Origin of the sequence: Rhodovulum sp. YNF3179, assembly GCF_050586465.1 — a bacterium.
Classification (GTDB): Bacteria; Pseudomonadota; Alphaproteobacteria; order Rhodobacterales; family Rhodobacteraceae; genus CAJXYS01.
Genome location: NZ_JBOCEG010000005.1, coordinates 187,378 through 209,318, shown reverse-complemented (window position 1 = coordinate 209,318; position 21,941 = coordinate 187,378). Strand labels below are relative to the sequence as shown.

The 21,941-nt window shown below is 70.4% G+C and carries 21 protein-coding genes; 5 read left to right on the top strand and 16 right to left on the bottom strand.

Annotation, left to right across the window (positions count from 1 at the left end):
• The first annotated feature begins 57 nt into the window (after positions 1–57).
• Together accD and ACQ5SP_RS10875 are read left to right on the top strand one after the other, a co-directional pair.
• On the top strand, positions 58–1,050 hold the full coding sequence (gene accD, locus ACQ5SP_RS10880; RefSeq protein WP_430938392.1) for an acetyl-CoA carboxylase, carboxyltransferase subunit beta: 993 nt from the start codon (positions 58–60) through the stop codon (positions 1,048–1,050).
• A gap of 32 nt (positions 1,051–1,082) precedes the next feature.
• Positions 1,083–2,321 (top strand): bifunctional folylpolyglutamate synthase/dihydrofolate synthase, encoded by a 1,239-nt coding sequence (locus tag ACQ5SP_RS10875; RefSeq protein ID WP_430938542.1) that lies wholly within the window; start codon positions 1,083–1,085, stop codon positions 2,319–2,321.
• Between the two features lie 58 nt (positions 2,322–2,379).
• On the opposite strand, the gene trxA is transcribed toward ACQ5SP_RS10875, so the two are convergent.
• The 9 genes from trxA to regB all read right to left on the bottom strand — a co-directional run bounded on the left by trxA (position 2,380) and on the right by regB (position 14,528).
• On the bottom strand, positions 2,380–2,700 hold the full coding sequence (gene trxA / locus ACQ5SP_RS10870; RefSeq protein WP_430938391.1) for a thioredoxin: 321 nt from the start codon (positions 2,698–2,700) through the stop codon (positions 2,380–2,382).
• A 62-nt stretch (positions 2,701–2,762) separates the two neighbouring features.
• Positions 2,763–6,152, bottom strand: coding sequence for a double-strand break repair helicase AddA (addA, locus tag ACQ5SP_RS10865; protein ID WP_430938390.1), 3,390 nt, complete (start codon positions 6,150–6,152; stop codon positions 2,763–2,765).
• Positions 6,149–9,088: a double-strand break repair protein AddB gene (gene addB / locus ACQ5SP_RS10860; protein ID WP_430938389.1), complete on the bottom strand. Its 2,940-nt coding sequence runs from the start codon at positions 9,086–9,088 to the stop codon at positions 6,149–6,151. Before addB ends, addA begins: the two co-directional genes overlap by 4 nt.
• On the bottom strand, positions 9,081–9,788 hold the full coding sequence (locus tag ACQ5SP_RS10855; RefSeq protein WP_430938388.1) for a nucleotidyltransferase family protein: 708 nt from the start codon (positions 9,786–9,788) through the stop codon (positions 9,081–9,083). Before ACQ5SP_RS10855 ends, addB begins: the two co-directional genes overlap by 8 nt.
• Positions 9,767–10,786, bottom strand: a complete 1,020-nt coding sequence (locus ACQ5SP_RS10850; protein WP_430938387.1) for an aminoglycoside phosphotransferase family protein — start codon at positions 10,784–10,786, stop codon at positions 9,767–9,769. Before ACQ5SP_RS10850 ends, ACQ5SP_RS10855 begins: the two co-directional genes overlap by 22 nt.
• Complete coding sequence (gene tsaE / locus ACQ5SP_RS10845; protein WP_430938386.1) at positions 10,779–11,285, bottom strand: tRNA (adenosine(37)-N6)-threonylcarbamoyltransferase complex ATPase subunit type 1 TsaE; 507 nt, start codon at positions 11,283–11,285, stop codon at positions 10,779–10,781. Before tsaE ends, ACQ5SP_RS10850 begins: the two co-directional genes overlap by 8 nt.
• 41 nt (positions 11,286–11,326) lie before the next feature.
• Positions 11,327–12,634, bottom strand: a complete 1,308-nt coding sequence (locus ACQ5SP_RS10840) for a PAS-domain containing protein (protein ID WP_430938385.1) — start codon at positions 12,632–12,634, stop codon at positions 11,327–11,329.
• A 61-nt stretch (positions 12,635–12,695) separates the two neighbouring features.
• A complete protein-coding gene (locus ACQ5SP_RS10835) occupies positions 12,696–12,977 on the bottom strand; it encodes a hypothetical protein (RefSeq protein ID WP_430938384.1) in 282 nt (93 codons plus the stop codon).
• A gap of 153 nt (positions 12,978–13,130) precedes the next feature.
• Positions 13,131–14,528 (bottom strand): sensor histidine kinase RegB, encoded by a 1,398-nt coding sequence (gene regB / locus ACQ5SP_RS10830; protein ID WP_430938383.1) that lies wholly within the window; start codon positions 14,526–14,528, stop codon positions 13,131–13,133.
• 100 nt (positions 14,529–14,628) lie between these two features.
• Here regB and ACQ5SP_RS10825 point away from each other — a divergent pair, with 100 nt between their 5' ends.
• Together ACQ5SP_RS10825 and ACQ5SP_RS10820 are read left to right on the top strand one after the other, a co-directional pair.
• Positions 14,629–15,252: an SCO family protein gene (locus ACQ5SP_RS10825; protein ID WP_430938382.1), complete on the top strand. Its 624-nt coding sequence runs from the start codon at positions 14,629–14,631 to the stop codon at positions 15,250–15,252.
• Between the two features lie 68 nt (positions 15,253–15,320).
• On the top strand, positions 15,321–15,875 hold the full coding sequence (locus ACQ5SP_RS10820; RefSeq protein ID WP_430938381.1) for an ActR/PrrA/RegA family redox response regulator transcription factor: 555 nt from the start codon (positions 15,321–15,323) through the stop codon (positions 15,873–15,875).
• A gap of 10 nt (positions 15,876–15,885) precedes the next feature.
• On the opposite strand, the gene ACQ5SP_RS10815 is transcribed toward ACQ5SP_RS10820, so the two are convergent.
• Together ACQ5SP_RS10815 and ACQ5SP_RS10810 are read right to left on the bottom strand one after the other, a co-directional pair.
• Complete coding sequence (locus tag ACQ5SP_RS10815; protein ID WP_430938380.1) at positions 15,886–16,359, bottom strand: GNAT family N-acetyltransferase; 474 nt, start codon at positions 16,357–16,359, stop codon at positions 15,886–15,888.
• Entirely contained in the window at positions 16,356–16,949 is a 594-nt protein-coding gene (locus tag ACQ5SP_RS10810) for a YfbR-like 5'-deoxynucleotidase (RefSeq protein ID WP_430938379.1), read from the bottom strand. The genes ACQ5SP_RS10815 and ACQ5SP_RS10810 overlap by 4 nt, the downstream gene beginning before the upstream one ends.
• A gap of 136 nt (positions 16,950–17,085) precedes the next feature.
• On the opposite strand from ACQ5SP_RS10810, the gene ahcY reads away from it, so the two are divergent.
• Positions 17,086–18,477 (top strand): adenosylhomocysteinase, encoded by a 1,392-nt coding sequence (gene ahcY / locus ACQ5SP_RS10805; RefSeq protein WP_430938541.1) that lies wholly within the window; start codon positions 17,086–17,088, stop codon positions 18,475–18,477.
• A gap of 219 nt (positions 18,478–18,696) precedes the next feature.
• Here the strand turns inward: ahcY and ACQ5SP_RS10800 are convergent, their stop codons facing one another.
• The 5 genes from ACQ5SP_RS10800 to tsaD are packed head-to-tail and all read right to left on the bottom strand — an operon-like array spanning position 18,697 to position 21,877.
• Complete coding sequence (locus ACQ5SP_RS10800) at positions 18,697–19,080, bottom strand: DUF1761 domain-containing protein (RefSeq protein WP_430938378.1); 384 nt, start codon at positions 19,078–19,080, stop codon at positions 18,697–18,699.
• 55 nt (positions 19,081–19,135) lie between these two features.
• On the bottom strand, positions 19,136–19,549 hold the full coding sequence (locus ACQ5SP_RS10795; protein ID WP_430938377.1) for an EVE domain-containing protein: 414 nt from the start codon (positions 19,547–19,549) through the stop codon (positions 19,136–19,138).
• Positions 19,549–19,821 carry a YciI family protein gene (locus ACQ5SP_RS10790; RefSeq protein ID WP_430938376.1) on the bottom strand — a complete coding sequence of 91 codons (273 nt, stop codon included), beginning with the start codon at positions 19,819–19,821 and terminating at the stop codon, positions 19,549–19,551. Before ACQ5SP_RS10790 ends, ACQ5SP_RS10795 begins: the two co-directional genes overlap by 1 nt.
• Positions 19,821–20,789: an NAD(P)H-dependent glycerol-3-phosphate dehydrogenase gene (locus tag ACQ5SP_RS10785; RefSeq protein WP_430938375.1), complete on the bottom strand. Its 969-nt coding sequence runs from the start codon at positions 20,787–20,789 to the stop codon at positions 19,821–19,823. The genes ACQ5SP_RS10790 and ACQ5SP_RS10785 overlap by 1 nt, the downstream gene beginning before the upstream one ends.
• Positions 20,786–21,877 (bottom strand): tRNA (adenosine(37)-N6)-threonylcarbamoyltransferase complex transferase subunit TsaD, encoded by a 1,092-nt coding sequence (gene tsaD, locus ACQ5SP_RS10780; RefSeq protein ID WP_430938374.1) that lies wholly within the window; start codon positions 21,875–21,877, stop codon positions 20,786–20,788. Before tsaD ends, ACQ5SP_RS10785 begins: the two co-directional genes overlap by 4 nt.
• Positions 21,878–21,941: the final 64 nt, after the last annotated feature.

Genomic DNA, 21,941 nt, shown 5'->3' with positions numbered 1-21,941 from the left:
TGCATTTCCGCCGGGCGGGGCTTATCTGTCGGGGCGTCACCGCTTGGCGAGGCCCGCATGAACTGGATTTCCAACTACGTCCGGCCCCGGATCAACTCTCTCTTCTCGCGCCGCGAGATGCCCGAGAACCTTTGGTCCAAGTGCGACGGCTGCGGGACGATGCTGTTTCACCGTGAGCTGACGGAAAACCTGAATGTCTGCACCAATTGCGGGCATCACATGGGCATCACGCCGCGCAAGCGCTTCGCGGCGCTCTTCGACGGCGGTGTCTTCTCCGAGGTCAAGGTACCGACCCCGATCGCGGATCCGCTGCACTTCCGCGACCAGAAGCGCTATCCCGACCGGCTGAAGGCCGCCCAGCGATCCACCGCCGAGAAGGAGGCGATGCTCGTCGCCGAGGGCGAGATCGGCCGCACCCCCATCGTCGCGGCGGCGCAGGACTTCAGTTTCATGGGCGGGTCCATGGGCATGTATGTGGGCAACGCGATCATCGCCGCGGCGGAACGCGCGGTGACGCTCGGGCGTCCGCTGGTGCTGTTCTCGGCCGCAGGCGGGGCGCGGATGCAGGAGGGCATCCTGAGCCTGATGCAGATGCCGCGCACGACCGTCGCCATCGAGATGCTCAAAGAGGCGAACCTGCCCTATATCGTCGTGCTGACCCATCCGACCACGGGCGGCGTGACGGCAAGCTACGCGATGCTGGGCGACGTTCATATCGCCGAACCCAACGCGCTGATCTGTTTCGCCGGGCCCCGCGTGATCGAGCAGACCATCCGCGAGAAACTGCCCGAGGGGTTCCAGCGCGCGGAATACCTGCTGGATCACGGGATGCTGGACCGCGTCACCGACCGGCGCGCGCTGCGTGACGAGCTGGTGTCGATCCTGCGGATGCTGCTTAAGGAGCCGCCGCCGGTGAAGGGCGATCTGCCAAAGCCCGACCTGCCCGAAACCGTCGTCGCCCCGGCCGGTGACGCGGCCGCGCCGGCAGAGACGCCGCAGCCCGCCGAGCAGGAGGCCGACGCCACGTCCGGCAAGGACCCCAAGGCGTGAGCGGGGCCGAGAGCGACGTCATCCTCGCAAGGATGATGTCCCTGCACCCGAAGATCATCGACCTGACGCTCGACCGGGTCTGGCGGCTGCTCGACCGGCTCGGCAATCCGCAGGACGACCTGCCGCCGGTGATCCACATCGCCGGGACCAACGGCAAGGGCTCCACCCTGGCCATGATCCGCGCCGGGCTCGAGGCGCGGGGCGACCGGGTCCATGCCTACACCTCGCCGCACCTGGCCTGGTTCCACGAACGGATCCGCCTGGCCGGGGAGCTGATTTCCGAACCCGCGCTGGCCGAGGTGCTGGAAGAATGCGAGCGCGCCAATGACGGCGCACCCATCACCTATTTCGAGATCACCACGGTGGCCGCGCTCCTCGCCTTCGCCCGGACCCCCGCCGACTGGTGCCTGCTCGAGGTCGGGCTGGGCGGCCGGCTTGACGCCACCAACGTGATCGCGCGGCCCGCGGCGACCGTGATCACGCCGGTCTCGCTGGATCACCAGCAATATCTCGGCGACACGCTCGCCGCCATCGCCGGGGAAAAGGCCGGCATCATCAAGCGGGGCGTGCCCTGCATCGTCGGCCCGCAGGAGGAGGCCGCGCGCGAGGTGATCGAGGCCAGGGCGCACCGTCTTGGCGCGCCCCTGTCGGTGCATGGCCAGCACTGGCACGTGGCCGAGGAACGCGGCCGGCTCGTGTTCCAGGACGAAACCGGCCTGCTGGACCTGCCGCGGCCTGCCCTGATCGGCGCGCACCAGGTGCAGAACGCGGGCGCGGCCCTGGCCGTCCTGCGCGGGCTCGGCGCCGACGAGACCGTCTGCGAGGCGGCGCTGACCCGCGCCGAATGGCCCGCGCGGATGCAGCGCCTCGGCCATGGGCCGCTTGTCGCGGCCGCGCCGGGGGCCGAGCTCTGGCTTGACGGGGGGCACAACCCCGCCGCCGGTGCCGCGCTCGCCGAGGCGCTGGGCCGGCTGCCCGCGCGGCCGACCTACATGGTTTGCGGGATGCTCAACACCAAGGATATCGGCGGCTACATGCGCCCGCTGGCCGGGCGGGCGGAACGGCTCTACGCCGTGGAAATCCCGGGCGAGACGGCGACCCTGCCCGCGGCCGAGACCGCCGCCGCCGCCCGTGCCGCGGGCCACGATACGGCCGAGGCCGCGTCGGTCGCCGACGCGGTGGCGCGGATCGTCGCGGAGGCGCCGACGGCGCGCATCCTGATCTGCGGCTCGCTTTACCTCGCGGGGCGGGTGCTGCGCGAAAACGGCTGACGCCCAAGAAAAAGGGCGCCCGGCGGGCGCCCTGTACCGGCCGGAACCGCGGCGCGGCTCAGATCGATTCGTCGATCCAGCTCTGCAGCGCGGCCTTGGGCGCGGCGCCGACCTTGTTCGAGACGACCTGGCCGTCCTTGAACATGAAGAGCGCCGGGATGCCGCGAACGCCCAGCTGCGCGGGGGAGTTCGGGTTCTCGTCCACGTTCACCTTGGCGATCTTGATCTTGCCCTCGTACTGGGCCGACAGCTCTTCCAGGGCGGGTCCGATCTGCTTGCAGGGGCCGCACCATTCCGCCCAGAAATCCACGATGACCGGGATGTCGGAATTCTTCACTTCGGCGTCGAAGGTGTCGTCGGTGACTGCAACTGTTGCCATGGGGGCCTCCTGGGCTCTGGATGGGGTGTTGCCCGCGAAGGTATGGGCGCCCCCGGGAATGGTCAAGGTGCCGGGGCCGATCCGAGCGCCGCAATCACGCGCTCGTGCGGCAGGGGCATCAACACGCCCGTGCGGGTCCAGAGGATCGCCGTCTCGACGCGCCGATCGGGGTAGACCTGCCCCAGCGCCGCCGCATAGGCGCCCATCTGCCGCAGCAGGCCTTCGGGGGTCTCCTCGGGGCGGGCGGGCGTCAGCGCGTTGGTCTTGAAATCCACCGCCATGACGCGGTCCGGGCCCACGATCAGGCGGTCGATCTGCCCCATGATCCGCTGGCCGCCCAGCTCGGCCAGTTCCGCCGTTACGGACACCTCCGCCAGCGTATCGGTCGCGAACAGCGTCTCTAGCGCGGGATCGGTCAGGATCGGCCGCACCTCGTCCAGCAGCGCCTCCAGCTCGGCCGGCGTGGCGGCGTCGATGCCGCGCGACAGCAACCGCGCGGCGATTTCCGCCCAGTCCGCCCGCGGGTGTTCGGGCAGCACCTCGAGCAGCAGGTGCACCTGCCGTCCGCGGCGCTTGGCGGCGTCCTCGGACAGGCCTTCCGCCTCGCCGGGCAGGATCTTCGCCCCGCCCAGGTCCGAGGGCGCCCGTGGCTCGGCCGGGCGCGGCGGGGTGGCCGCGGGCCGGTGCGCCCATTCGGGCAGGGGGCCGCCACCGCCGGCCCGCGCCGGGCCGGGTCCGCCGGCCGGGGCCGGCCAGGAGCCGGCGGCAAAGCGCAGCCCGCGCCCGCCGGTGAAATCATGGGCCACGGCGCCGGCGCGCTCGGTGCCGTCGGCCACCAGCCCGTACCAGCTGTCGGCCGGTGCCTTGCCGGCATCGCCCGCGCCGCAGACGATCAGCCAGTTCTCCGCCCGGGTCATCGCCACGTAGAGCAGCCGCATGCGCTCGTCCTCCTGCCGGGCCCTGAGCGCGGCGTGACGCTCGGCCATGGCGGGCGGCATGTCGGGCCGGGAGGTCGCCCAGGCCGGCAGGCCATCGGCCAGCCGGTAGACCTGGTCCCTGACGGTCACCGGTCGCCGGGCCGTGTCGGGCAGGATCACCACCGGGGCCTCGAGGCCCTTGGCGCCATGAACGGTCATCACCCGCACCTGGTCGCCGGCACTGTCCATCTGGCGCTTGATTTCCACCTCGTCGGACCCGAGCCAGGCGAGAAAGCCGGTCAGGCTCGGCACCTCGGCGCGTTCGTAGGAGAGCGCTTCGGCCAGGAGCGCGTCGATGCCGTCCTCGGCCTCGGCCCCGAGCCGCGCGATCAGCCGGTCGCGGCCGCCGTGGCGTGTCAGGATGCGTTCCAGCAGCTCGAACGGCCGCTGGAACCCGGCGTGGTCCCGCAGATCCCGCAAGATGGCGAGCGTCCCCGGAAACGCGTCTTCCCGTGCCCGCAGGCTTTCCCAGAGATAGCCCTTGCGGCCATGGGCCAGCCGGAAGAGATCGGCTTCGGACAGCCCGAAGAGGGGTGAGCGCAGCGCGGCGGCGAGCGAGAGGTCGTCCTCCTGGGTGGACAGGAAGGAGATGAGCGCTGTCAGGTCCTTCACCGCCAGCTCGGCGCCGATTTTCAACCGGTCCGCCCCGGCGACCGGCAGCTCCGCGGATTTCAGCGCGCGGATGATCTCGTGGAACAGGTCCGAGCGCCTTTGCACGAGGATCAGCACGTCGCCGGGCGTGATCCGGCGCGGACGGGGGCCGTCGCGGTCCTGTTCGACGAGTTGCTCGCCCCGGTCGATCATCCCGCGGATTTCCCCCGCGATCCGCCGCGCCAGTTCCAGGCCCGGGTCGTCGTCGGCCGGCGTATCGACGGGCTCGTACCAGGCCGGGGGGTCCGCGCTCTCGGACTTGGGCAGGAACGGCCACACATCCACCCGGCCCGGCATCTCGGACTTGAAGGCGCGGTGCGTGATCTCGGCCGACACGCCGCGTGCCGCCGGTCCCTCGAAGGTCATGTCCACCACCCGCAGGATCGCCGCCGCCGAGCGGAAAGAGAAATGCAGGTCCGTGCGGTCCAGGCGCTTGCCGATATCGGCGAGGTGGCGGTCGAAACGCGCCCGCATCGCGCCGAAGGCATCCGGATCGGCGCCCTGGAACGAATAGATCGACTGCTTTTCGTCGCCCACGACGAAAACCGTGCGCTCGGTCTCGGGGCGGGCGCCGTGACCGGCGGTGAATTCCTCGGAGAGGCGCCAGATCACGCGCCATTGCGCCGGGCTGGTGTCCTGCGCCTCGTCGACCAGGATGTGATCGATCCCGCCGTCGAGCCGGAACAGCACCCATTGCGCCACCGCGGGATCGGACAGCAGGGCCTGCGCCCGGTGGATCAGGTCGTCGAAATCGAGAAGGCCCTGCGCCTGCTTGCGGTCCGTGTAGGCGGTGAGAAACCGGTGTGCGAAGCCATGCAGCGCCAGCGTCCGTTCCGCGGCGGCGAGGCCCAGACGGCGGGGACGGGCATCGGCGATGCGCTGCATCAGCGAGTCGAGCACATCTTTCCGGTCGCCCAGCGTCTCGCGCGTGGCCTTGGTCGGGAAGGAATCGATCTTCGCCCCGAAGGGCAGCGCGGCATTCTCTCCGAAGAGCAGCACGCCTTCGAGCGCCTGCAACGCGCCCGGCGTGGGCGCGGAAAGATCGACCTCCGCCAGTTTCGCCGCCGCCCTGGCGTCGGTCTTGGTGCCCGCGGCGAGCAGCGGGATCACCTCGGCCAGAAGGCGGGCATCGCCGGGGCCGATGGCCTCGGCCCAGATGTCCGCGAACGTCGTGCCGGGGGCCAGTCCGAGGGATCGCCAGATCCTGTCGGCCTCCGGCGGCGCCTCGAAAGCGTCCCCTTGCCGCACGATCTCCGACAGAAGGGCGTCGAGATCTTCGCCCGACAGGTGCCGCGCCAGCCCGTCGAAGAGGGTCGGGTCACGTTCCGCCAGGTCCTCTGCGATCTCGGCGCGCAGCCGTTTGCCGGCGCGGTCCTCCATCTCGGAGAACTGGGGCGAGACGCCCGCCTCGAGCGGAAAGCGACGCAGGAGCGCGGCGCAGAAGGAATGGATCGTCTGGATCTTCAGGCCACCCGGCGTTTCAAGCGCGCGGGCGAAGAGGGTGCGCGCCCGGCGCAGCGTTTCGCTGTCGATCGCGCCGGGGGCGACGCCAAGGTCCTGCAGCTTGGCCGTCAGCTCTGCCTCGTCCAGCATCGACCAGCTGCCGAGCCGCGCGAAGAGCCGGTTCTGCATCTCGGCGGCGGCGGCCTTGGTATAGGTCAGGCACAGGATACGCGCGGGGGCCGTTCCGCCCAGAAGCAGCCGCGCCACCCGGTCGGTCAGCACCTTCGTCTTGCCCGATCCCGCGTTGGCGGACACCCAGACCGAGCTGTCCGGCGCGGCGGCACGGTTCTGCGCGACGGTCGGATCCGCGGGGGCGGTCATTCCACGTCCTCCGGTGTCGGGGGGGCGGTGTCGTCCCATTCGCCGTGCCGGGCAAGGTGATCGTAGTCGCCCGTATCCGTCCGCCGTTGCAGACGGGCGCGCGACGCGTAGCCGGTCTCGCGCGTGGCGTAGGCCGCGACAAGGCGATGCAGCTCGTCCCAGGTGGGGCGCACCAGATCGGTCGAAATCGCGACCTGGCCCGGCTTCGCGCCGAGCCCGATATAGCGCAGCCCGGCCACCGGCGCCGGTGCGAGTCCCTCGAAGCCGCCGCGCTCCGCCATCGCCGCCTCCAGCGGCAGCTGGCGGTCGAAATGGGTGACCTCCTTTTCCGAGGGCGGCGCGCCGGTCTTGTAGTCGTAGATGAGGAGTTTGCCGTCCGGGGTCCGGTCGACCCGGTCGGCCTTCACCGTCAGCGAGAAGTCGATGCCGTCCAGCGCCTGCTTGCCGGGCACCTCCAGCGCCAGCGGCGTCGCCTCCGCCCGGCGCGCGGCCTCGTCTTGCAGGAATGCCGCGGCGACGCGTGCAAGCTGTGCCAGCCATATGCGCCGCGCGGCCGGCCAGGGGGCGCCGCGCTCCATGACCGCGGTCGCGATCTCAATCAGCCGGGCTTCGGCATGCGCGGGCAGCCCGGCGCGGGTCTCGTCGACGAAACGGTGCAGAACCTCGTGGACCAGCGTGCCGCGGAGCGGCGCGTCGGGTTGCGGGCGCAGCGGATCGAGCGGTTTCAGGCGCAGCACGTCCCGCGCATAGATCGCGTAGGGATCGCGGATCAGCGTCTTGATGCGTGTCACCGACAGCGCGGCCGGTCGTGCGGCGACCGGCGGGCGCGGGGCCGGGCGCGGGGCCGGCGGCAGCGGCGTGACCGGGGTTTCCAGCGCGGCCGCCCGGTCGAGCCAGACCTGGCCGCGGGCTTTCATGTCCTCCAGCGACCGGGCGCCGTGGGCGCCGATCCCGCCGAGCAGGTTCGTCAGGCGGTTGAGCCAGCGCGAGGCGACGGTCGGGGCCTCCGCGTCGCGGATGGCGCGGGTCAGCATCACCTCCGGCGCGGCGACGGCCTGCTGGAAATCATGCGCCGAGAGCCCGATCCGCCGTTCGGGCAGCAACAGGCCCGCTGCCTTGCGCATCTGGCGGTTGAGCCAGGGATCGGGCGGCGGGATCTGCGGCCAGATCCCCTCGTTGAGACTGCCGAGGATCACGACATCGGCCCCCTGCACCCGGGCCTCGAGCGTGCCCCAGATCATGATCGCGGGATGACCCTGCACGGCATTGCGCACCTCTTCCCGGTCCAGGACCGAGCGGAACAGCGCGGCGTAATCGGCGGGCGAAAGCGACCCGCCCGCGTCGGCCTCGGCGACGAGCGCGTCGATGGTCTTGCGCGCCTCCTCGCCGGCGGACTCCTCCCAAAGCCGGCCGGTGGTCCCGGCCGCCGCACCAGCCCCGGCGGCGAGCCGCTCGGTCAGGGCGACATGCTGCGCGACGTGGTCGGTCAGCGGGCGCGTGCCGATCCGTTCCAGCCCGTCCAGCGCGGCGGCCAGCCAGTCGGCCCAGGCGATCGCCCCGGGATCACGCACCTGGCGCGCCGCCCAGGCGCGCAGGTCGGTGCCGGTCGGGAAGGCGGGGCCGTGACGGCGAAGGTCGAGCTCCAGCCGCTGGGTCCGGAGCGTGTGGTCGTCACGGGTGCCCGGCGCGGAATGGACAAGCGGGTGCTTCAGCAGCGCCAGCAGATGCTCCACCGTCAGCCGCACGCCGAACAGCGCGGCCACCTGCCGGAAGAGCCGCCCCGGCGCCGAGAGCGGCAGGGGCTGTCCGGCGCTGTCGTCGGGCACGATCCCCCAGCGATCGAGCGCCGCCGTGACCTGCCGGGTCAGCACACGGTCCGGGGTGATGAGCGCGGCGGTCTCGCCGGCTTCGGCGGCGGCCCGCAGGCGCAGCGCGATGGCCAGGGCCTCGGCCCGCGGCGAGGAGGCCTCCACCAGCGTCATGTCGCGGGTTGCGCCGTCGATATCCGGCAGGTGCGGGCCCTCGGCCAGCCACTGGTCGGTCACGGGCGCAGGCCGCAGGGCCAGCGACACGAGCCGGTTGCGGGCCCGGTTGGCCGGGGCCGTGTCAGACCAGGGCCGGATATCCTCGGGGGCGATCCCGGCCCCCTGCATCAGGCGGCGGAAGCGGAATTGCGGATGGTCCTCGCCGGTCAGCGCGTCGTCGAGCGCGCCCCAGACCTGCATGCCCATGTCGAAATCGAAGCCGGGCAGCACGACCGCCCCCTGCGGCAGGCGCGCTACCGCCTGCATGAAGAGCGCCGTCGCCCCGCGCGACCCGGTCGAGCCGGCCACGATCACCGGGTGGTGCGGCGGCGCCTCGCGCCAGCGTGCGGCGAGATGCTCGACCACGTGCCGCTGGCGTTCCTCCGTGTCGGGCGGCTGGTCCGGCGTCCAGTACCGGGCGATCACGTCGATGAAGGCCAGGCTCCGCTTCCAGTGGGCCGAGAAATCCGACACGTCGAGCCGGCGCAGGTCTTCGGGTGCGATCCCCTCGCCGCGCATCTCGTCCATGAGCCCGGCGAGGCTGTCGGCGAGATCGTAGATCGCGGCCCGTGGCGCGAGATCAGGCTGGCTGTCGAGCAGCTGCGCCACCGCCTGGGCGAGTTCCAGCCGCCGGCGCAAGGCCGGTACGGGCGGCGGCAGGTCGGCGAGATGCGGGTCTTCGGCCAGGTCGGTGACCAGCGCGATCCGCGGCAGGAACCCGGCGCCCGACTCTGCGAAGAGCGCCTTGAGCCGCCGCTGCATGCGCCGCGTGTTGACGTAAAGCTCGACGCGCGCGATGGCCTCGGGGGCGGCATCGGACAGGCGGGTGCGCAGGCCCTCGACCAGGGCGCGGGAATAGTCGCAGCCGGGGGGCAGCGCGAAGAAACGGGGCGTGTGCCGCGGCTCAAACATCCGCCGCCTCCGCCAGCATCGCCTCGGCGAGCGGGATGCCCTCGGGCGTGCCGACATCGGCCCAGCCACCGGGATGTGTCAGGCCGAAAAGCCGCCCCTCCGCGATCATCCTGTCCCAGAGAAGGTTGAGCGAAAAGACCCTGTCCGCGACGTCCGCCAGGCCGTCCGTCCGGATGATCTGCGCCCCGGTATAGACCAGCGCCCGCCCGGCGCCGCCGGTGGTGCGGGTCAACCGCCCCTCGGCATCCGGCAGGAAGTCGCCCGTGCCCGCATGGCCGCGGGCCGCCGCGGCGGGCACCAGCATCAGCAGCGCGTCCATGCGGTCCGGCGCCCATGCGGCGGCGAGCCGCGCCAGCGGGTTCGGCCCGGTCCAGACGGCGTCCGAATTCAGCGTGAAGACCGGGCCGGCCCCGAGCAGGGGCAGGGCATGCCGCAGCCCGCCCCCGGTATCGAGGATATCGGGCGTTTCCTCGGACAGCGCGACGCCGCGCCCCGCCAGGTGGGCGCGCAGGGTTTCGGGCTTGTAGTGCAGGTTGACCACGATGCGCCCGATCCCGGCGGCGGCGCCCAGCGCCAGCGCGTGGTCGATCAGCGGCCGGCCGGCCACGTCGATCATCGGCTTCGGCCGGTCGCGCGTCAGCGCGCCCATGCGGGTGCCGAACCCGGCGGCGAAGATCATCAGGGAGTCGGGGCGGGACATTGCGCTTTCATCCTGGCCTGCAGGTCGGGATCGGGGGCGGGAAGGTGATCGTCGACGATCGCGCGCAACGCCGCAAGGGCCGGGTGGGCGAGATCCCGCTGCAGGTGGTCCCAGACCCGCGGCATCAGGTCCACATAGCCGGGTTTGCCGTCACGCAGGCAGAGTCGGGCGAACACGCCGAGGATGCGCAGGTTGCGCTGGGCGCCGAGGATCGCGACGGCCCGCGCAAGGCTCTCCGGATCGGTGCCGGTCTCGGTGGCGTAGCGTGCATACATGGCCGCGCGGAGCGCGGCGGAGGTATCGCGCCGGGCGTCCTCGAGCAGGGAAACCAGATCGTATGCGGGGTGGCCCGCCATCGCGTCCTGGAAATCCAGCAGCCCGACCCGGGCCGGCCCCTGCCGTTCGGGCAGCCAGATCAGGTTCTGCGCATGGTAGTCGCGCAGGACCAGGACCGGGCGGTCCGTGGCCAGGGACGCGGTCGCGGCCTCGACGGCCGCGCGCAGGGCCTCGGCGCTTTCGGGCGCGGGATGGCCCAGGGCCGCGGGCAGGTACCAGTCGAGCACGAGGCCCGACAGCCCGGCCATCAGCGGCGGATCGTAGGCCGCGATCCCCGGGGGAACGGGATGGGCGTGCAGTTCGGCCAGCACCCCGACCGCGGCGGCGTAGAGCGTCTCTTCCAGCTCCGGCTGCGCCTCCGCGACCGTCGAGAAGAGCGCGTCGCCCAGGTCCTCGAGCAGAAGAAAGCCGTGCTCGGGATCTTCTGCCAGGATGGCGGGGGCGGACAGACCGAGCCGGGCCAGGTGCCGCGCGATCCGGGTGAAGGGGCGGATATCCTCGCCCCGCGCGGGCGGCGCATCCATGAGAACGGCGCTCTGCGCACCGCGGCGCAACCGCGCGTAGCTTCGGTTCGAGGCGTCGCCGGCGAGATGCGCGCGCGCCGCGTCGGCCCAGCCTGCCCGCTCGAGAAAGGCGTGTTTGCAGGCGGCGCGATCAGCCATGGGCGGGTCCCTCCGCCATAAGCCTGCCGACCCAGGACCAGCGCGCCGGGCCGCTGGCGGCCAGCGCCCGCGCATCCGGGTCGCTCCCGACCAGCGCGAAATCGAGCCGCAGGGCATCCGCCGGGGCGAGATCGCCCAGCCGGTCCGGCCACTCGACAAGGCAGAGCGCGTCGTCGAACGCCTCGTCGAGCCCGAGTTCAAGCACGTCGTCGGGCCGGGTCACGCGATAGAGATCGCAGTGCCAGATCTCCAGCCCGTCCGCGTGGTAGGTCTGGACCAGCGTGAAGGTCGGCGACGGCACGTCCTCGGCCACGCCGCGGGCCTCGATCAGCGCCCGGGCGAAGGCGGTTTTCCCGGCCCCGATCGGGCCGCCCAGAAGCAGCGTGTCCCCGGCACCCAGCCGCGGGGCCAGCGCCCGGGCGAAGGCATCGGTGGCGGCGGCGCCGGCCAGGCGGCAGCTGGCAGAGAAAGCGGGGGCGTCTGCATCGGCGGCGGTCATGGCGCAACTCTATCGCCGTGCCCCGCCCCCGCAAGGGCAGATCAGTCCGGTTCGACCAGCGCCGGTGCATCGGCCCGGTCCGCCCGGCCCGCGGCGGTGTCCGGCATGAAGGTGCAGAGCGTGGCGCCCCGCGCCAGCGGCACGAAACGGCAGTGAAGCTTTCCGGCCGCGTCACCCGGCATACAGACCTGGGCCGTCCAGACCTGGCGGCCGTTCGAGCGGCTGGCAAAGTTGTGGACCCGCGCCCAGGCCTCGCATGGTTCGGTCGCGGCCTCCCAGGCGCGGATCGACTCGAGAATCCCGATTTCGCCCAGCGTGGTGCTGGGATCCACCCCCCACAGGCCGGCATAGGCGGCGTTGGATACCACGAGCCGTCCCGAGGACGAGAAGACGGCGACCGCCTGTTCCAGGCTGTCCAGGACGGACTGGCTGAGTTCCAGCTCGAAGCGGAAGCGGCGCTTCAGCGACACCTCGGCGGTGATGTCCTCGAAGAGGAAGGCCACCGCGCCCTCCGGATGGGGACGGCCGATGACGCGGTAGGTCTGACCCGTGGGCAGGAGCCAGGTTTCCTCGTAGGTGCCATCGGTGGCGGCTTTCTCGAGATCGGCCATGCGCTGGCGCCAGCTGCCGTAATCCTTGGGTTCGGGCATCATGCGCATGTCCCTCAGCCGGTCCAGGACGGCGTAGAGCGCGGGCCGGGTGCTGAGCCATTCCGGCTGCAGCCGGGTCAGTTCGCTGAGCGCGGGATTGAACAGCGCGAGCTGCCGGCCGCGGTCGAAGATCGCCAGCCCGATCGTCAGATGCGCGAAGGTCTGGGTGAGGGTCTGCACGAAGTTGCGCAGCGCGTCCTCGGCCCGAACGACCGGGTTGGCATAGACCGCGTAGCGCAGGACGCTGCCGTCGGCCGCCTGCTGGACCTGGCATTCGAACCACCATGTCCTTTCGCCGGTGCGGTGATGCACGGCCACGCGGCCGGGCGGCCCGTCATCGACCTGGTTTTCCGGGTCGGGTGGAAACAGGTGGACGAGCGGCATCTCGCCCGCGGTGTCGGGTTCGCCATACCCGGCCTGCACGACGAGCGCGCGATAGGCCGCGTTGGCCCAGGTGATGCGTCCCTCGGGCGTTTCGTGCCAGACCAGCATCGGTGCGTCTTCGACCGTCTGCAACAGCCGGGCGTTCCAGGCATCGCCGCCGCCGAGCCCCTGGTCAGCCGTATCGGTGCCGGGCGTGGCGGGGTCGCGGCGCATGCGGTGCCGATCGGCCCGGAGGAGCAGCGCCAGCACGCCGGCACCCGTCAGGATACAGGTCGCGGCGATGTAAAGCATCGTCTGAAGATCGAGATGAACCATGTCCCGCCTGCCGCGTATCCCCGCATCAGGTGGAGGCTAGGAAAGGTTCGTTAACCAAAAGTTACCGGTCGGCGCGTGCTGCCGCGCCGGTGTCGTCGCCGGGCTCGGCATCCGTGTCGCGCCGCTCCATGATCCGGAAATAGCGCTTCTCGGCCCATGCGAAGGGCATCGAGGTATAGATCGCCGACAGGGAGAAGATCGTGGCCAGTTCCGCGCGCGGATGCATTTGCCGGACAAAGTCGAACCCCGGGTCGCTGATCAGCCATGTCACGACCGGGACGCAGAGGAAGAAATATATCGACGCCCCGGTCATGATGATGGCGAACATCACGGCAAGATGCATCTTATCCCCCTTGGCAAGCTGCGCGCGTCACGGACCCTAGCCCGCAAGCATGACAATGAAAGCGTAGCATGAAACGCCGGGCTGAGCACGCCGGGGCCGCCACGATGGTTTACGGGGTCTTTCGCGCCATGCCGGCGCCGGTCTGCACGGCCCTCAGATGCGGATCGGCTGGTTTTCTCCCAGCGGGGCCTTGAGCGCGTCCGGATCGACGATCACGGCCGCGGCCGGCCAGAGGACCTCGACGATTGCGCCGCTGCGTTCCGGGCGCTCGGACGGGTCGAGGAAGGGGTCGGACGCGTTGGCAAAGGTGACCTCGGCGCCGGAGCGTTCCAGGAGCGTCTTGGCAATGAAAAGACCCAGCCCCATCCCCTCGTATTCGGGGCGCTGCGCACGGTCCTGCGCCGTGCGGCGCCGGCGCACGAAAGGATCGCCGATCCGCCCGAGGAGATCGGGCGGGTAACCGCGGCCGTCGTCGAAGATCCGGACGGTCACGGTATCCCGGCCCCAGCGCGCATCGATCCAGACATTGGCCTCGGCGAAATCGACGGCGTTCTGCACCAGGTTGCGCAGGCCGTGAATGATCTCGGGTTGCCGCCAGATTTCCGGCTGGACCCCGTCGGCGCCCCGTTCGGGCGCGAAATTGAAATGGATCGACTTGCCGCGTTCCGAATGCGGGTCGGCGGCCTCGCGCAGGACGGCGCCCAGCGGCGCGTGGCGCAGGTGCAGGTCGTCCTTCCCGGCCTGCCCCATGCTGCGCATGATATCGCGACAGCGATCGGCCTGGTCGCGGATCAGCGCCGCGTCCTCGGCCAGCTCGGGACGGTCCGAGAGTTCGTCGGCCAGTTCGGAGCTGACAAGCTTGATGGTTGCCAGCGGCGTGCCGAGTTCATGGGCGGCGGCGGCAACCACGCCGCCGAGATTGGTGAGGTTCTGCTCGCGCGAGAGGGCCATCTGCGCGGCCAGCAGCGCCTGGGACATGGCATGCATCTCCACCGTGACCTGCCGCGCATAGGCGCCGAGGAAGGCGATGCCGATCACCAGCGCGATCCAGAACCCGTAGACGAAGAGCTGCGGCATCCGCAGCACGAATCCCTGTTCGGTCCGGAGCGGCACGTGCCAGAGCGCCACCACCGAGATCAGCAGGATCGCCATCATCCCGAGGAACAGCGTCGCCTGCAGCCGCAGCGCGGTGGCCGAGATGGTCACCGGCGCCAGGATCAGCAGCGCGAAGGGGTTGTTCAGCCCGCCCGTCAGGTAAAGCAGGAAAGCCAGCTGCGACAGGTCGAACAGCAGCGTCAGAAGCGCTTCGCGTTCGCTCAGGCGCTTGGTCTCGGGGTAGACGAACATCGCCACGAGATTCGAGATCATCGAGGCGCCGATCGCCATGAAGCAGAGCCCGATGTCGATCTGCAGCTTGAGATAGAGCGTCGAGAACAGGATCGCGGCCGACTGCCCGGCGATGGCCAGCCACCGGAGCAGGATCAGCGTGCGCAGGCGCACCCACTCGCTGCGCGATTCGGTGGCCAGGACGGAGGCAGAGAGATCGGCCATCAGGCGGTCATGGGATGCATTGTCACACTCGGATTGCAGGTTCTTGATAGAGCGCCGATCTTAACCGATCAACGGGAACGCATTTCGGGAAGGCATTTCCATGAGCAGACTCTACGCTTTGACCGCCGGTGCCCTGGCCGTCGCCATGCTCGGCGCCATCGCGACCTTCGTCTACATGGGCCGCGGCGACGACCCCTATGCCGCCTGCCGCCAGGGCCAGATCGCCGGGTCGGGGGATATCGGCGGGGCGTTCGAACTGGTGAACGGCGCCGGCGAGACGGTCACGAACGCCGACGTGATCACCAAGCCGTCCCTGCTCTATTTCGGCTATACCTTCTGCCCGGATGTCTGCCCCCTGGACGTGTCGCGCAACGCCGCCGCGATCGACGTCCTGGCAGAGCGCGGCTACGACGTGCAGCCGGTCTTCATTTCCATCGACCCCGAGCGCGACACGCCCGAGGTCGTCGGGGAATTCGCCGAGGTGATGCATCCCGAGATGGTCGGCCTCACCGGCTCGCCCGAGCAGGTGAAGACGGCGAGCCAGGCCTATCGCACCTATTACCGCAAGCAGGAGAGCGACGACCCGGACTATTACCTGGTCGATCACTCCACCTTCAGCTACCTGGTGATGCCCGAAGACGGTTTCGTCGACTTCTTCCGGAGAGAGCTGACGCCCGAACAGATGGCCGACCGTGTCGGCTGCTTCCTCGACGCCGCGTCGTGACATTTGACCGCAGCACCGCCGCGCTCTAAAACGTCGTGAATGTTACAGTTTCGAGGGGTTGGGGCGGCATGACGGAACGAACACAGCGGGAGATCGGCGAAGACAATTCGCTGTTGCTCGTAGACGATGACGAGCCGTTCCTGCGCCGGCTGTCGCGCGCGATGGAAAAGCGCGGTTTCGCCCCCGAAACGGCCATGTCCGTGGCGGCCGGACAGGCGATCGCGACCGCGCGGCCGCCGGCCTACGCGGTGATCGACCTGCGGCTCGAAGATGGCAACGGGCTGGACGTCGTCGAGGTGCTGCGCGAAAAGCGACCCGACGCCAAGATCATCGTGCTGACCGGCTACGGTGCCATCGCGACGGCGGTCGCGGCGGTGAAGATGGGCGCGACCGACTACCTTTCCAAGCCCGCCGACGCCAACGACATCACCAACGCCCTTCTCGCGGAAACCGACGATCTTCCGCCGCCGCCCGACAACCCGATGTCGGCGGACCGCGTGCGGTGGGAACACATCCAGCGGGTCTACGAACTCTGCGACCGCAACGTCTCGGAAACCGCGCGGCGGCTGAACATGCATCGCCGCACCCTGCAGCGCATCCTGGCCAAGCGCAGCCCGCGCTAGGCGCCGGCGGCTACAGGTCCCGGCGCATCAGGATGCGCGGGGCCACCGGCGCGTCCGGCCAGTCCCGCCAGTGCACGAAGCCCCGCGACCCGTAAAAGGCGCGTGCCCCGGCGTTGTCCCTGCGGACACAGGCGTTGATCCAGCCGTAATCGCGCTCGCGGGCGGCCTCGAGCGTCACTTGCAAGAGGGCGGTTCCCAGTCCCCGCCCCCGCTCGGCCAGCGACACGAAGGTCGCGATGTCACAGGCCTCTGGCGGCAGCTCGGGATGGGGCGCGATCCACTGGACGCCCCGTATCGCGCCATCGGCCCGCGCGACGACATGCCAGGCGGACCTGTCGCCGGCCGTGCGCATCCAGTCGCCGATCTCTTCTGCCGATACCGGCCGTGTCCGGGCCGTCAGACCGCCGGCCCGGATGATCCGGTTCAGGATGCCGGCCATCGCATCGCGATCCGCGGGACCGGCGGGACGGATGTCACGGGTCATAGCGCCGCGATGAGCGCGGCGTGGCGCGCGGTGTAGGCGGCGCGCACCTCGACCGGGGGCCGCAGGGCGATCCGCAGACCCTCGATCTGTTCGGGTCGCGGGCGGCCGAAGAAGCGGTTCGCCTCGACCTGGCTGAACCCGGCGATCTGGGTGGCTTCCAGCCAGGCGGAGATGCGGTCGGCGCGCTTGATCTGTTTCTTGACCGTCGCGGGCAAGGTGGCCGGCAAGCCGAAACGCAGGTGGATGGCGGCGGCCAGGCGCGCCTCCAGCTCGCCGTAGCCGGGACCGACGGCGGCTTTCACGGGTGAGATCATGTCACCGATCACGTATTCCGGGGCGTCGTGCAAGAGCGCCGCCAGCCGCCACCTGACCGGCGCCTTGGGCTGCAGCCGGCCGAGGATCTGTTCGACCAGCAGCGAATGCTCGGCGACCGAATAGGGGAAGTCGCCGAAGGTCTGGCCGTTCCACCGCGCCACGAAGGCCAGGCCATGGGCGATGTCCTCGATCTCGATATCGACCGGTGTCGGGTCCAGCAGGTCGAGCCGGCGGCCCGAGAGCATGCGCTGCCAGGCGCGGGGTTCCTTGGCCATGTCCTGATCCGTTCGCGGGGCGTCCGATCCGGAGGTAGCCGCTCTGGCCATCGCTGTAAATGCACGGGGCGAGTTGCCGGCACGCGGCGGCGGTGCTAAGTGCCGGTCAACGGTTTTCAGCATGACGGAGCCCCCCATGCCCAAGGATTACATCGTCAAGGATCTCTCCCTGGCCGAGTACGGCCGCAAGGAGATTGCCATTGCAGAGACGGAGATGCCCGGTCTGATGGCGCTGCGCGAGGAATACGGCGCGTCGCAGCCTCTGAAGGGGGCGCGGATCGCGGGGTCGCTTCACATGACGATCCAGACGGCGGTCCTGATCGAGACGCTCGTGGCGCTGGGCGCCGAGGTGCGCTGGGCGTCGTGCAACATCTTCTCGACGCAGGACCACGCGGCCGCGGCGATCGCCGAGTCCGGCGTGCCGGTCTTCGCGGTGAAGGGCGAGACGCTGGCGGAATACTGGGACTACTGCGACCGGATCTTCCAGTTCGCCGACGGCGCGAACATGATCCTCGACGACGGTGGCGACGCGACGCTCTACATCCTGATCGGCGCGCGGGTCGAGGAAGGCGAGGAAGACCTGATCGCCCGGCCCGAGTCCGAAGAGGAAGAGGCGCTGTTTGCCCAGATCCGCAAGCGCCTCGCCGAGAGCCCCGGCTGGTTCGTCAAGCAGCGCCACGCGATCCGCGGCGTCACCGAGGAGACGACGACCGGCGTGAACCGGCTCTACAAGATGATGGAGAAGGGCCACCTGCCGTTCCCGGCGATCAACGTGAACGACAGCGTGACCAAGTCGAAATTCGACAACAAGTACGGCTGCAAGGAGAGCCTCGTGGACGGTATCCGCCGCGCGACCGACACGATGATGGCGGGCAAGACGGCGGTGGTCTGCGGCTATGGCGACGTCGGCAAGGGCTCGGCGGCGAGCCTGCGCGGCGCGGGCGCGCGGGTGAAGGTGACCGAGATCGACCCGATCTGCGCGCTGCAGGCGGCGATGGACGGCTTCGAGGTGGTGACGCTGGAGGATGCCGTGGACAGCGCGGACATCTTCATCACCACGACGGGCAACAAGGACGTGATCCGCATCGAGCACATGCGCGCGATGAAGGACATGGCGATCGTGGGCAATATCGGCCACTTCGACAACGAGATCCAGGTCGCGTCCCTGAAGAACCACAAGTGGACGAACATCAAGGACCAGGTGGACATGATCGAGATGCCCTCGGGCAACCGGATCATCCTGCTGTCCGAGGGGCGGCTGCTGAACCTCGGCAACGCCACGGGCCACCCCTCCTTCGTGATGAGCGCCTCCTTCACCAACCAAGTGCTGGCGCAGATCGAACTCTTCACCAAGGGCGACCAGTACGGCAACGAGGTCTACGTCCTGCCGAAGCATCTCGACGAGAAGGTCGCGACCCTGCACCTTCGGAAAATCGGGGCCAGGCTGACCGAGCTCGCCCCCGATCAGGCGGATTACATCGGCGTCTCGGTCGACGGGCCCTACAAGCCCGAGCATTACCGCTACTGACAGGCCGGCGGGGCCGGCGGACCGGCCGGCCCCGGATCGCGCGGAGTTGCCTCAAATCCGAAACGCTTCGGAGTTGCCGGCCGCGCCCGGTCCGCGTAGACAGGTCGGGCAGGCCAGGACGGCCGGACCTTTTCAAGAGCGTGTGGTGCCCGATGGGAGCACGTGGGGTGAGGAGGGTTCCGGCGACGGGGCCCTCCTTTTTCCATGCGTCCGACGGAATCAGAACAGCGTCAGCCCGACCCCGATGATCGCGTTGCCGATCATGGCGTAGATGCCGTCGATCAGCATCAGGTGCATCGGCTGCTTGGCGAACATGTAGCTGCTGGCCATCCATGGCACGCCGACGAAGAGCCCCAGCCCCAGCCCCGTCCAGAACCCCTCGCTCACGCTGTCCACGCCGGCAATCACGAAGACGTAAGACGTCATCCCCGCGACGAGCGTCAGGAAAATCAGGCTCAGCAGGTAGGGCAGCGGATCCTTGCGATCCACGTCGCGGTCCGAAAGGCCGGTGGCCTGCATCCAGGGGCCGGCCATCAGCATGTACCAGACAGCCCCGAAGAGCCACGCGGCGCCGGCACTGGCGATTATCGGGAGAAGATCCATAGACGATCCATATCTTGTTGTCTGGTTAGAGTATGCGGCAAGATATGCTGGAAATCTAGAGTCCGCCAAGCTGGCAGACGATCTTCCATTCGGCCGCGGTCACCGGCTGCACCGACAGGCGCGAATTCCTGACCAGCACCATCTCCGACAACCGCGGGTCATCCTTGATCACGTCCAGCGTGATGGGCCGCGGCAGCGCCTCGACGGCCTTCACGTCGACGCATTCCCAGCGCGGGTCGTCGGTGGTCGAGTCCGGATGCGCCTCGGCGATGACCTCCACGATGCCGACGACGGCCTTCTCGGTCTGGCTGTGATAGAAGAACCCGCGGTCCCCGACGCGCATCTCGCGCATCATGTTGCGGGCCTGGTAGTTCCGGACACCGTCCCATTCCTCGCCCGCGGCGCCCCTGGCGACCTGGTCGGACCAGGACCAGGTGGCGGGCTCTGACTTGAACAGCCAGTACGCCATCAGCCGATCACCTTCTTCCAGGTGTCCAGGGACACCGTCTCGAACAGCCCGGCCCTGGCATAGGGATCGCCGGACGCCCAGGCCTCGGCCGCCGCCATGTCGGGGACGTCCAGGATCACCAGCGAGCCGCACATCTCGCCGTCGGTGTCCAGCAGCGGCCCGGCCTGTGCCACGACCCCGGTTTCCTCGACATAGGCGAGGTGGGCCGCGCGGTTGGCCTTGCGGACCGACAGGTGGCCGGGCTTGTCCCGGGCGGTCAGGGCGACGAGCATCAGTCTTCCTCCTTCAGCGGGCGGGCGAGCAGGGCATCCATGGCCTCGGCGATGGTGACGCTCTCTTCCAGGACGGCGGATACCATGGTCGTGATCGGCATGTCGATGCCACGCGCGGCCGCCAGCCCGGCCACGGCCCGCGCGGTGGCCTTGCCCTCGACCGTCTTGGCCGGGTCGAACGCCGTGCCCTGGCCCAGCGCGTGGCCGAAGGCGAAGTTGCGGGACTGGAGCGAGGTGCAGGTCAGCGCCAGGTCACCCAGCCCGGAAAGCCCGGCCAGCGTGGCCGGCTCCGCGCCGAGGGCCGTTGCCAGGCGCACCATCTCGGCATAGCCCCGGGTCATCAGCGCGGCGCGGGCGCTGTCGCCCAGATCGGCCCCGATGGCGATGCCGCAGGCGATGGCGATCACGTTCTTGAGCGCCCCGCCAAGCTCGGCCCCCGCCAGGTCCGTGGTGCGGTAAAGCCGCACCGTTTCGGTCGAAAGCTCCGCCTGCAGGCGCCTGCCGGTCGCCGCGTCGCGCGCGGCGAGCGTCAGCGCCGTCGGCTTGCCCCGCGCGATGTCCGCCGCGAAGCTCGGCCCGGTCAGGACCGCGGTCTCGGCGTCCGGCAGGGCGGCGGCGATCACCTCGCTGGGCCGGAGCCCGGTCGAGAGCTCCACGCCCTTGCAACACGAGACGAGCCGCTGGCCCGACAGCCGTGATCCGTTCCGCTCGAGAAACGCGCGGAGCTTCTGCGCGGGCACCGCGATCAGCACCGTCTGCCCGGGCGCCGGCGCAAGATCCGCGACGGGGGTCAGCGCCTCGGGCAGCGTCACCCCGGGCAGGGACCGGCGGTTTTCGCGGTCCGCGATCATCCGGCCGACCTGCGCGGCGTTCCGTGCCCAGAGCCGGACGGCGCGCCCCTCGGCCGCGAGCGTGACGGCGAGCGCGGTGCCGAAAGCGCCCGCGCCGGCGACCAGGACGCCGCTCATGCCTTGGCCCCCTTGCGGCCGGATCCCACGAGCGCCGGCGCGGCGGTGTCGAGCGGCCAGCGGGGCCGCGCGGTCAGGTCGAACCCGTCGCGCTGACCGGCCCGGAAGCGTTCGAGCCCCGCCCACGCGATCATCGCGGCATTGTCGGTGCACAGGCTGAGCGGCGGCGCGACGAAGGGCAGCCCGTGATCGGCGGCCACGGCCTCGAGCCGGGCGCGGATCGTGGCATTGGCCGCGACGCCCCCGGCCACGGCGAAGGCGGTGGGCCGGTCGTCGCCGGTGGCGGCCAGCGCGCGGCGCGTCTTCTCTGTCAGCACGTCGGCGACCGCGGCCTGGAACCCCGCACAGAGATCGCGCCGGTCCTGTTCATGCAGCCCGCCCTGCGCCGCGACCAGCTCATCCCTGGCCCGCATCAGCGCGGTCTTGAGGCCCGAGAAGCTCAGGTCGCAGCCGGGCCGGTCCAGCAGCGGGCGCGGGAAGGCAAACCGCGCCGCGTCGCCGGTGGCGGCCGCGGCCTCGACCGCGGGGCCGCCGGGTTGCGTCAGGCCGAGAAGCTTCGCCGTCTTGTCGAAGGCTTCGCCCGGCGCGTCGTCGATGGTGCCGCCGAGCCGGGCGAAGCGCTCGGCGCCGCGGACCATCAGGAACTGCGCGTGCCCGCCCGAGACGAGCAGCATCAGGTAGGGAAAGGCCAGGCCGTCGGTCAGCCGCGGCGTCAGGGCATGCCCGGCCAGGTGATTGACGCCCACCAGCGGCAGGCCGGCCCCGGCGGCGATGCCCTTGGCGCACATGACACCGGCGAGCACCCCGCCGATCAGGCCGGGCCCCGCGGTCACGGCGATGGCGTCGAGATCGGACAGGTCGAGAGCCGCCTCGGCCAGCGCGGCCTCGACGCAGAGATCGAGTTTCTCGGCATGGGCGCGGGCCGCGATCTCGGGGACGACCCCGCCAAAGGCCGCATGCAGCTGCGCCTGGCCCTCGACGACCGAGGCCAGGATCTCGGGCGCGGCGCCCTCGGCCTGGCGCACGACGGCCGCCGCGGTCTCGTCGCAGCTGCTCTCCAGGCCGAGAAGGGTGAGTGTCCGGGCCATGCGCGCCCCGTTGTGAATGCGGTCCGAGGCAGGTAACACCGGGAGCGTGTCCAGACAATCCCGG

Bases quoted from the DNA above. Each gene is read 5' to 3' on its own strand.
- ACQ5SP_RS10875 (WP_430938542.1), top strand. From the start codon at position 1,083: ATGATGTCCCTGCACCCGAAGATCATCGACCTGACGCTCGACCGGGTC.
- ACQ5SP_RS10785 (WP_430938375.1), bottom strand. From the start codon at position 20,789: ATGAGCGGCGTCCTGGTCGCCGGCGCGGGCGCTTTCGGCACCGCGCTC.
- regB (WP_430938383.1), bottom strand. From the start codon at position 14,528: ATGGCCGATCTCTCTGCCTCCGTCCTGGCCACCGAATCGCGCAGCGAG.
- ACQ5SP_RS10820 (WP_430938381.1), top strand. From the start codon at position 15,321: ATGACGGAACGAACACAGCGGGAGATCGGCGAAGACAATTCGCTGTTG.
- ACQ5SP_RS10825 (WP_430938382.1), top strand. From the start codon at position 14,629: ATGAGCAGACTCTACGCTTTGACCGCCGGTGCCCTGGCCGTCGCCATG.
- ACQ5SP_RS10840 (WP_430938385.1), bottom strand. From the start codon at position 12,634: ATGGTTCATCTCGATCTTCAGACGATGCTTTACATCGCCGCGACCTGT.
- ACQ5SP_RS10850 (WP_430938387.1), bottom strand. From the start codon at position 10,786: ATGGCTGATCGCGCCGCCTGCAAACACGCCTTTCTCGAGCGGGCAGGC.
- accD (WP_430938392.1), top strand. From the start codon at position 58: ATGAACTGGATTTCCAACTACGTCCGGCCCCGGATCAACTCTCTCTTC.
- ahcY (WP_430938541.1), top strand. From the start codon at position 17,086: ATGCCCAAGGATTACATCGTCAAGGATCTCTCCCTGGCCGAGTACGGC.
- ACQ5SP_RS10795 (WP_430938377.1), bottom strand. From the start codon at position 19,549: ATGGCGTACTGGCTGTTCAAGTCAGAGCCCGCCACCTGGTCCTGGTCC.
- ACQ5SP_RS10810 (WP_430938379.1), bottom strand. From the start codon at position 16,949: ATGGCCAAGGAACCCCGCGCCTGGCAGCGCATGCTCTCGGGCCGCCGG.
- ACQ5SP_RS10835 (WP_430938384.1), bottom strand. From the start codon at position 12,977: ATGCATCTTGCCGTGATGTTCGCCATCATCATGACCGGGGCGTCGATA.
- ACQ5SP_RS10800 (WP_430938378.1), bottom strand. From the start codon at position 19,080: ATGGATCTTCTCCCGATAATCGCCAGTGCCGGCGCCGCGTGGCTCTTC.
- ACQ5SP_RS10815 (WP_430938380.1), bottom strand. From the start codon at position 16,359: ATGACCCGTGACATCCGTCCCGCCGGTCCCGCGGATCGCGATGCGATG.
- tsaD (WP_430938374.1), bottom strand. From the start codon at position 21,877: ATGGCCCGGACACTCACCCTTCTCGGCCTGGAGAGCAGCTGCGACGAG.
- ACQ5SP_RS10790 (WP_430938376.1), bottom strand. From the start codon at position 19,821: ATGCTCGTCGCCCTGACCGCCCGGGACAAGCCCGGCCACCTGTCGGTC.
- tsaE (WP_430938386.1), bottom strand. From the start codon at position 11,285: ATGACCGCCGCCGATGCAGACGCCCCCGCTTTCTCTGCCAGCTGCCGC.
- addB (WP_430938389.1), bottom strand. From the start codon at position 9,088: ATGTTTGAGCCGCGGCACACGCCCCGTTTCTTCGCGCTGCCCCCCGGC.
- addA (WP_430938390.1), bottom strand. From the start codon at position 6,152: ATGACCGCCCCCGCGGATCCGACCGTCGCGCAGAACCGTGCCGCCGCG.
- trxA (WP_430938391.1), bottom strand. From the start codon at position 2,700: ATGGCAACAGTTGCAGTCACCGACGACACCTTCGACGCCGAAGTGAAG.
- ACQ5SP_RS10855 (WP_430938388.1), bottom strand. From the start codon at position 9,788: ATGTCCCGCCCCGACTCCCTGATGATCTTCGCCGCCGGGTTCGGCACC.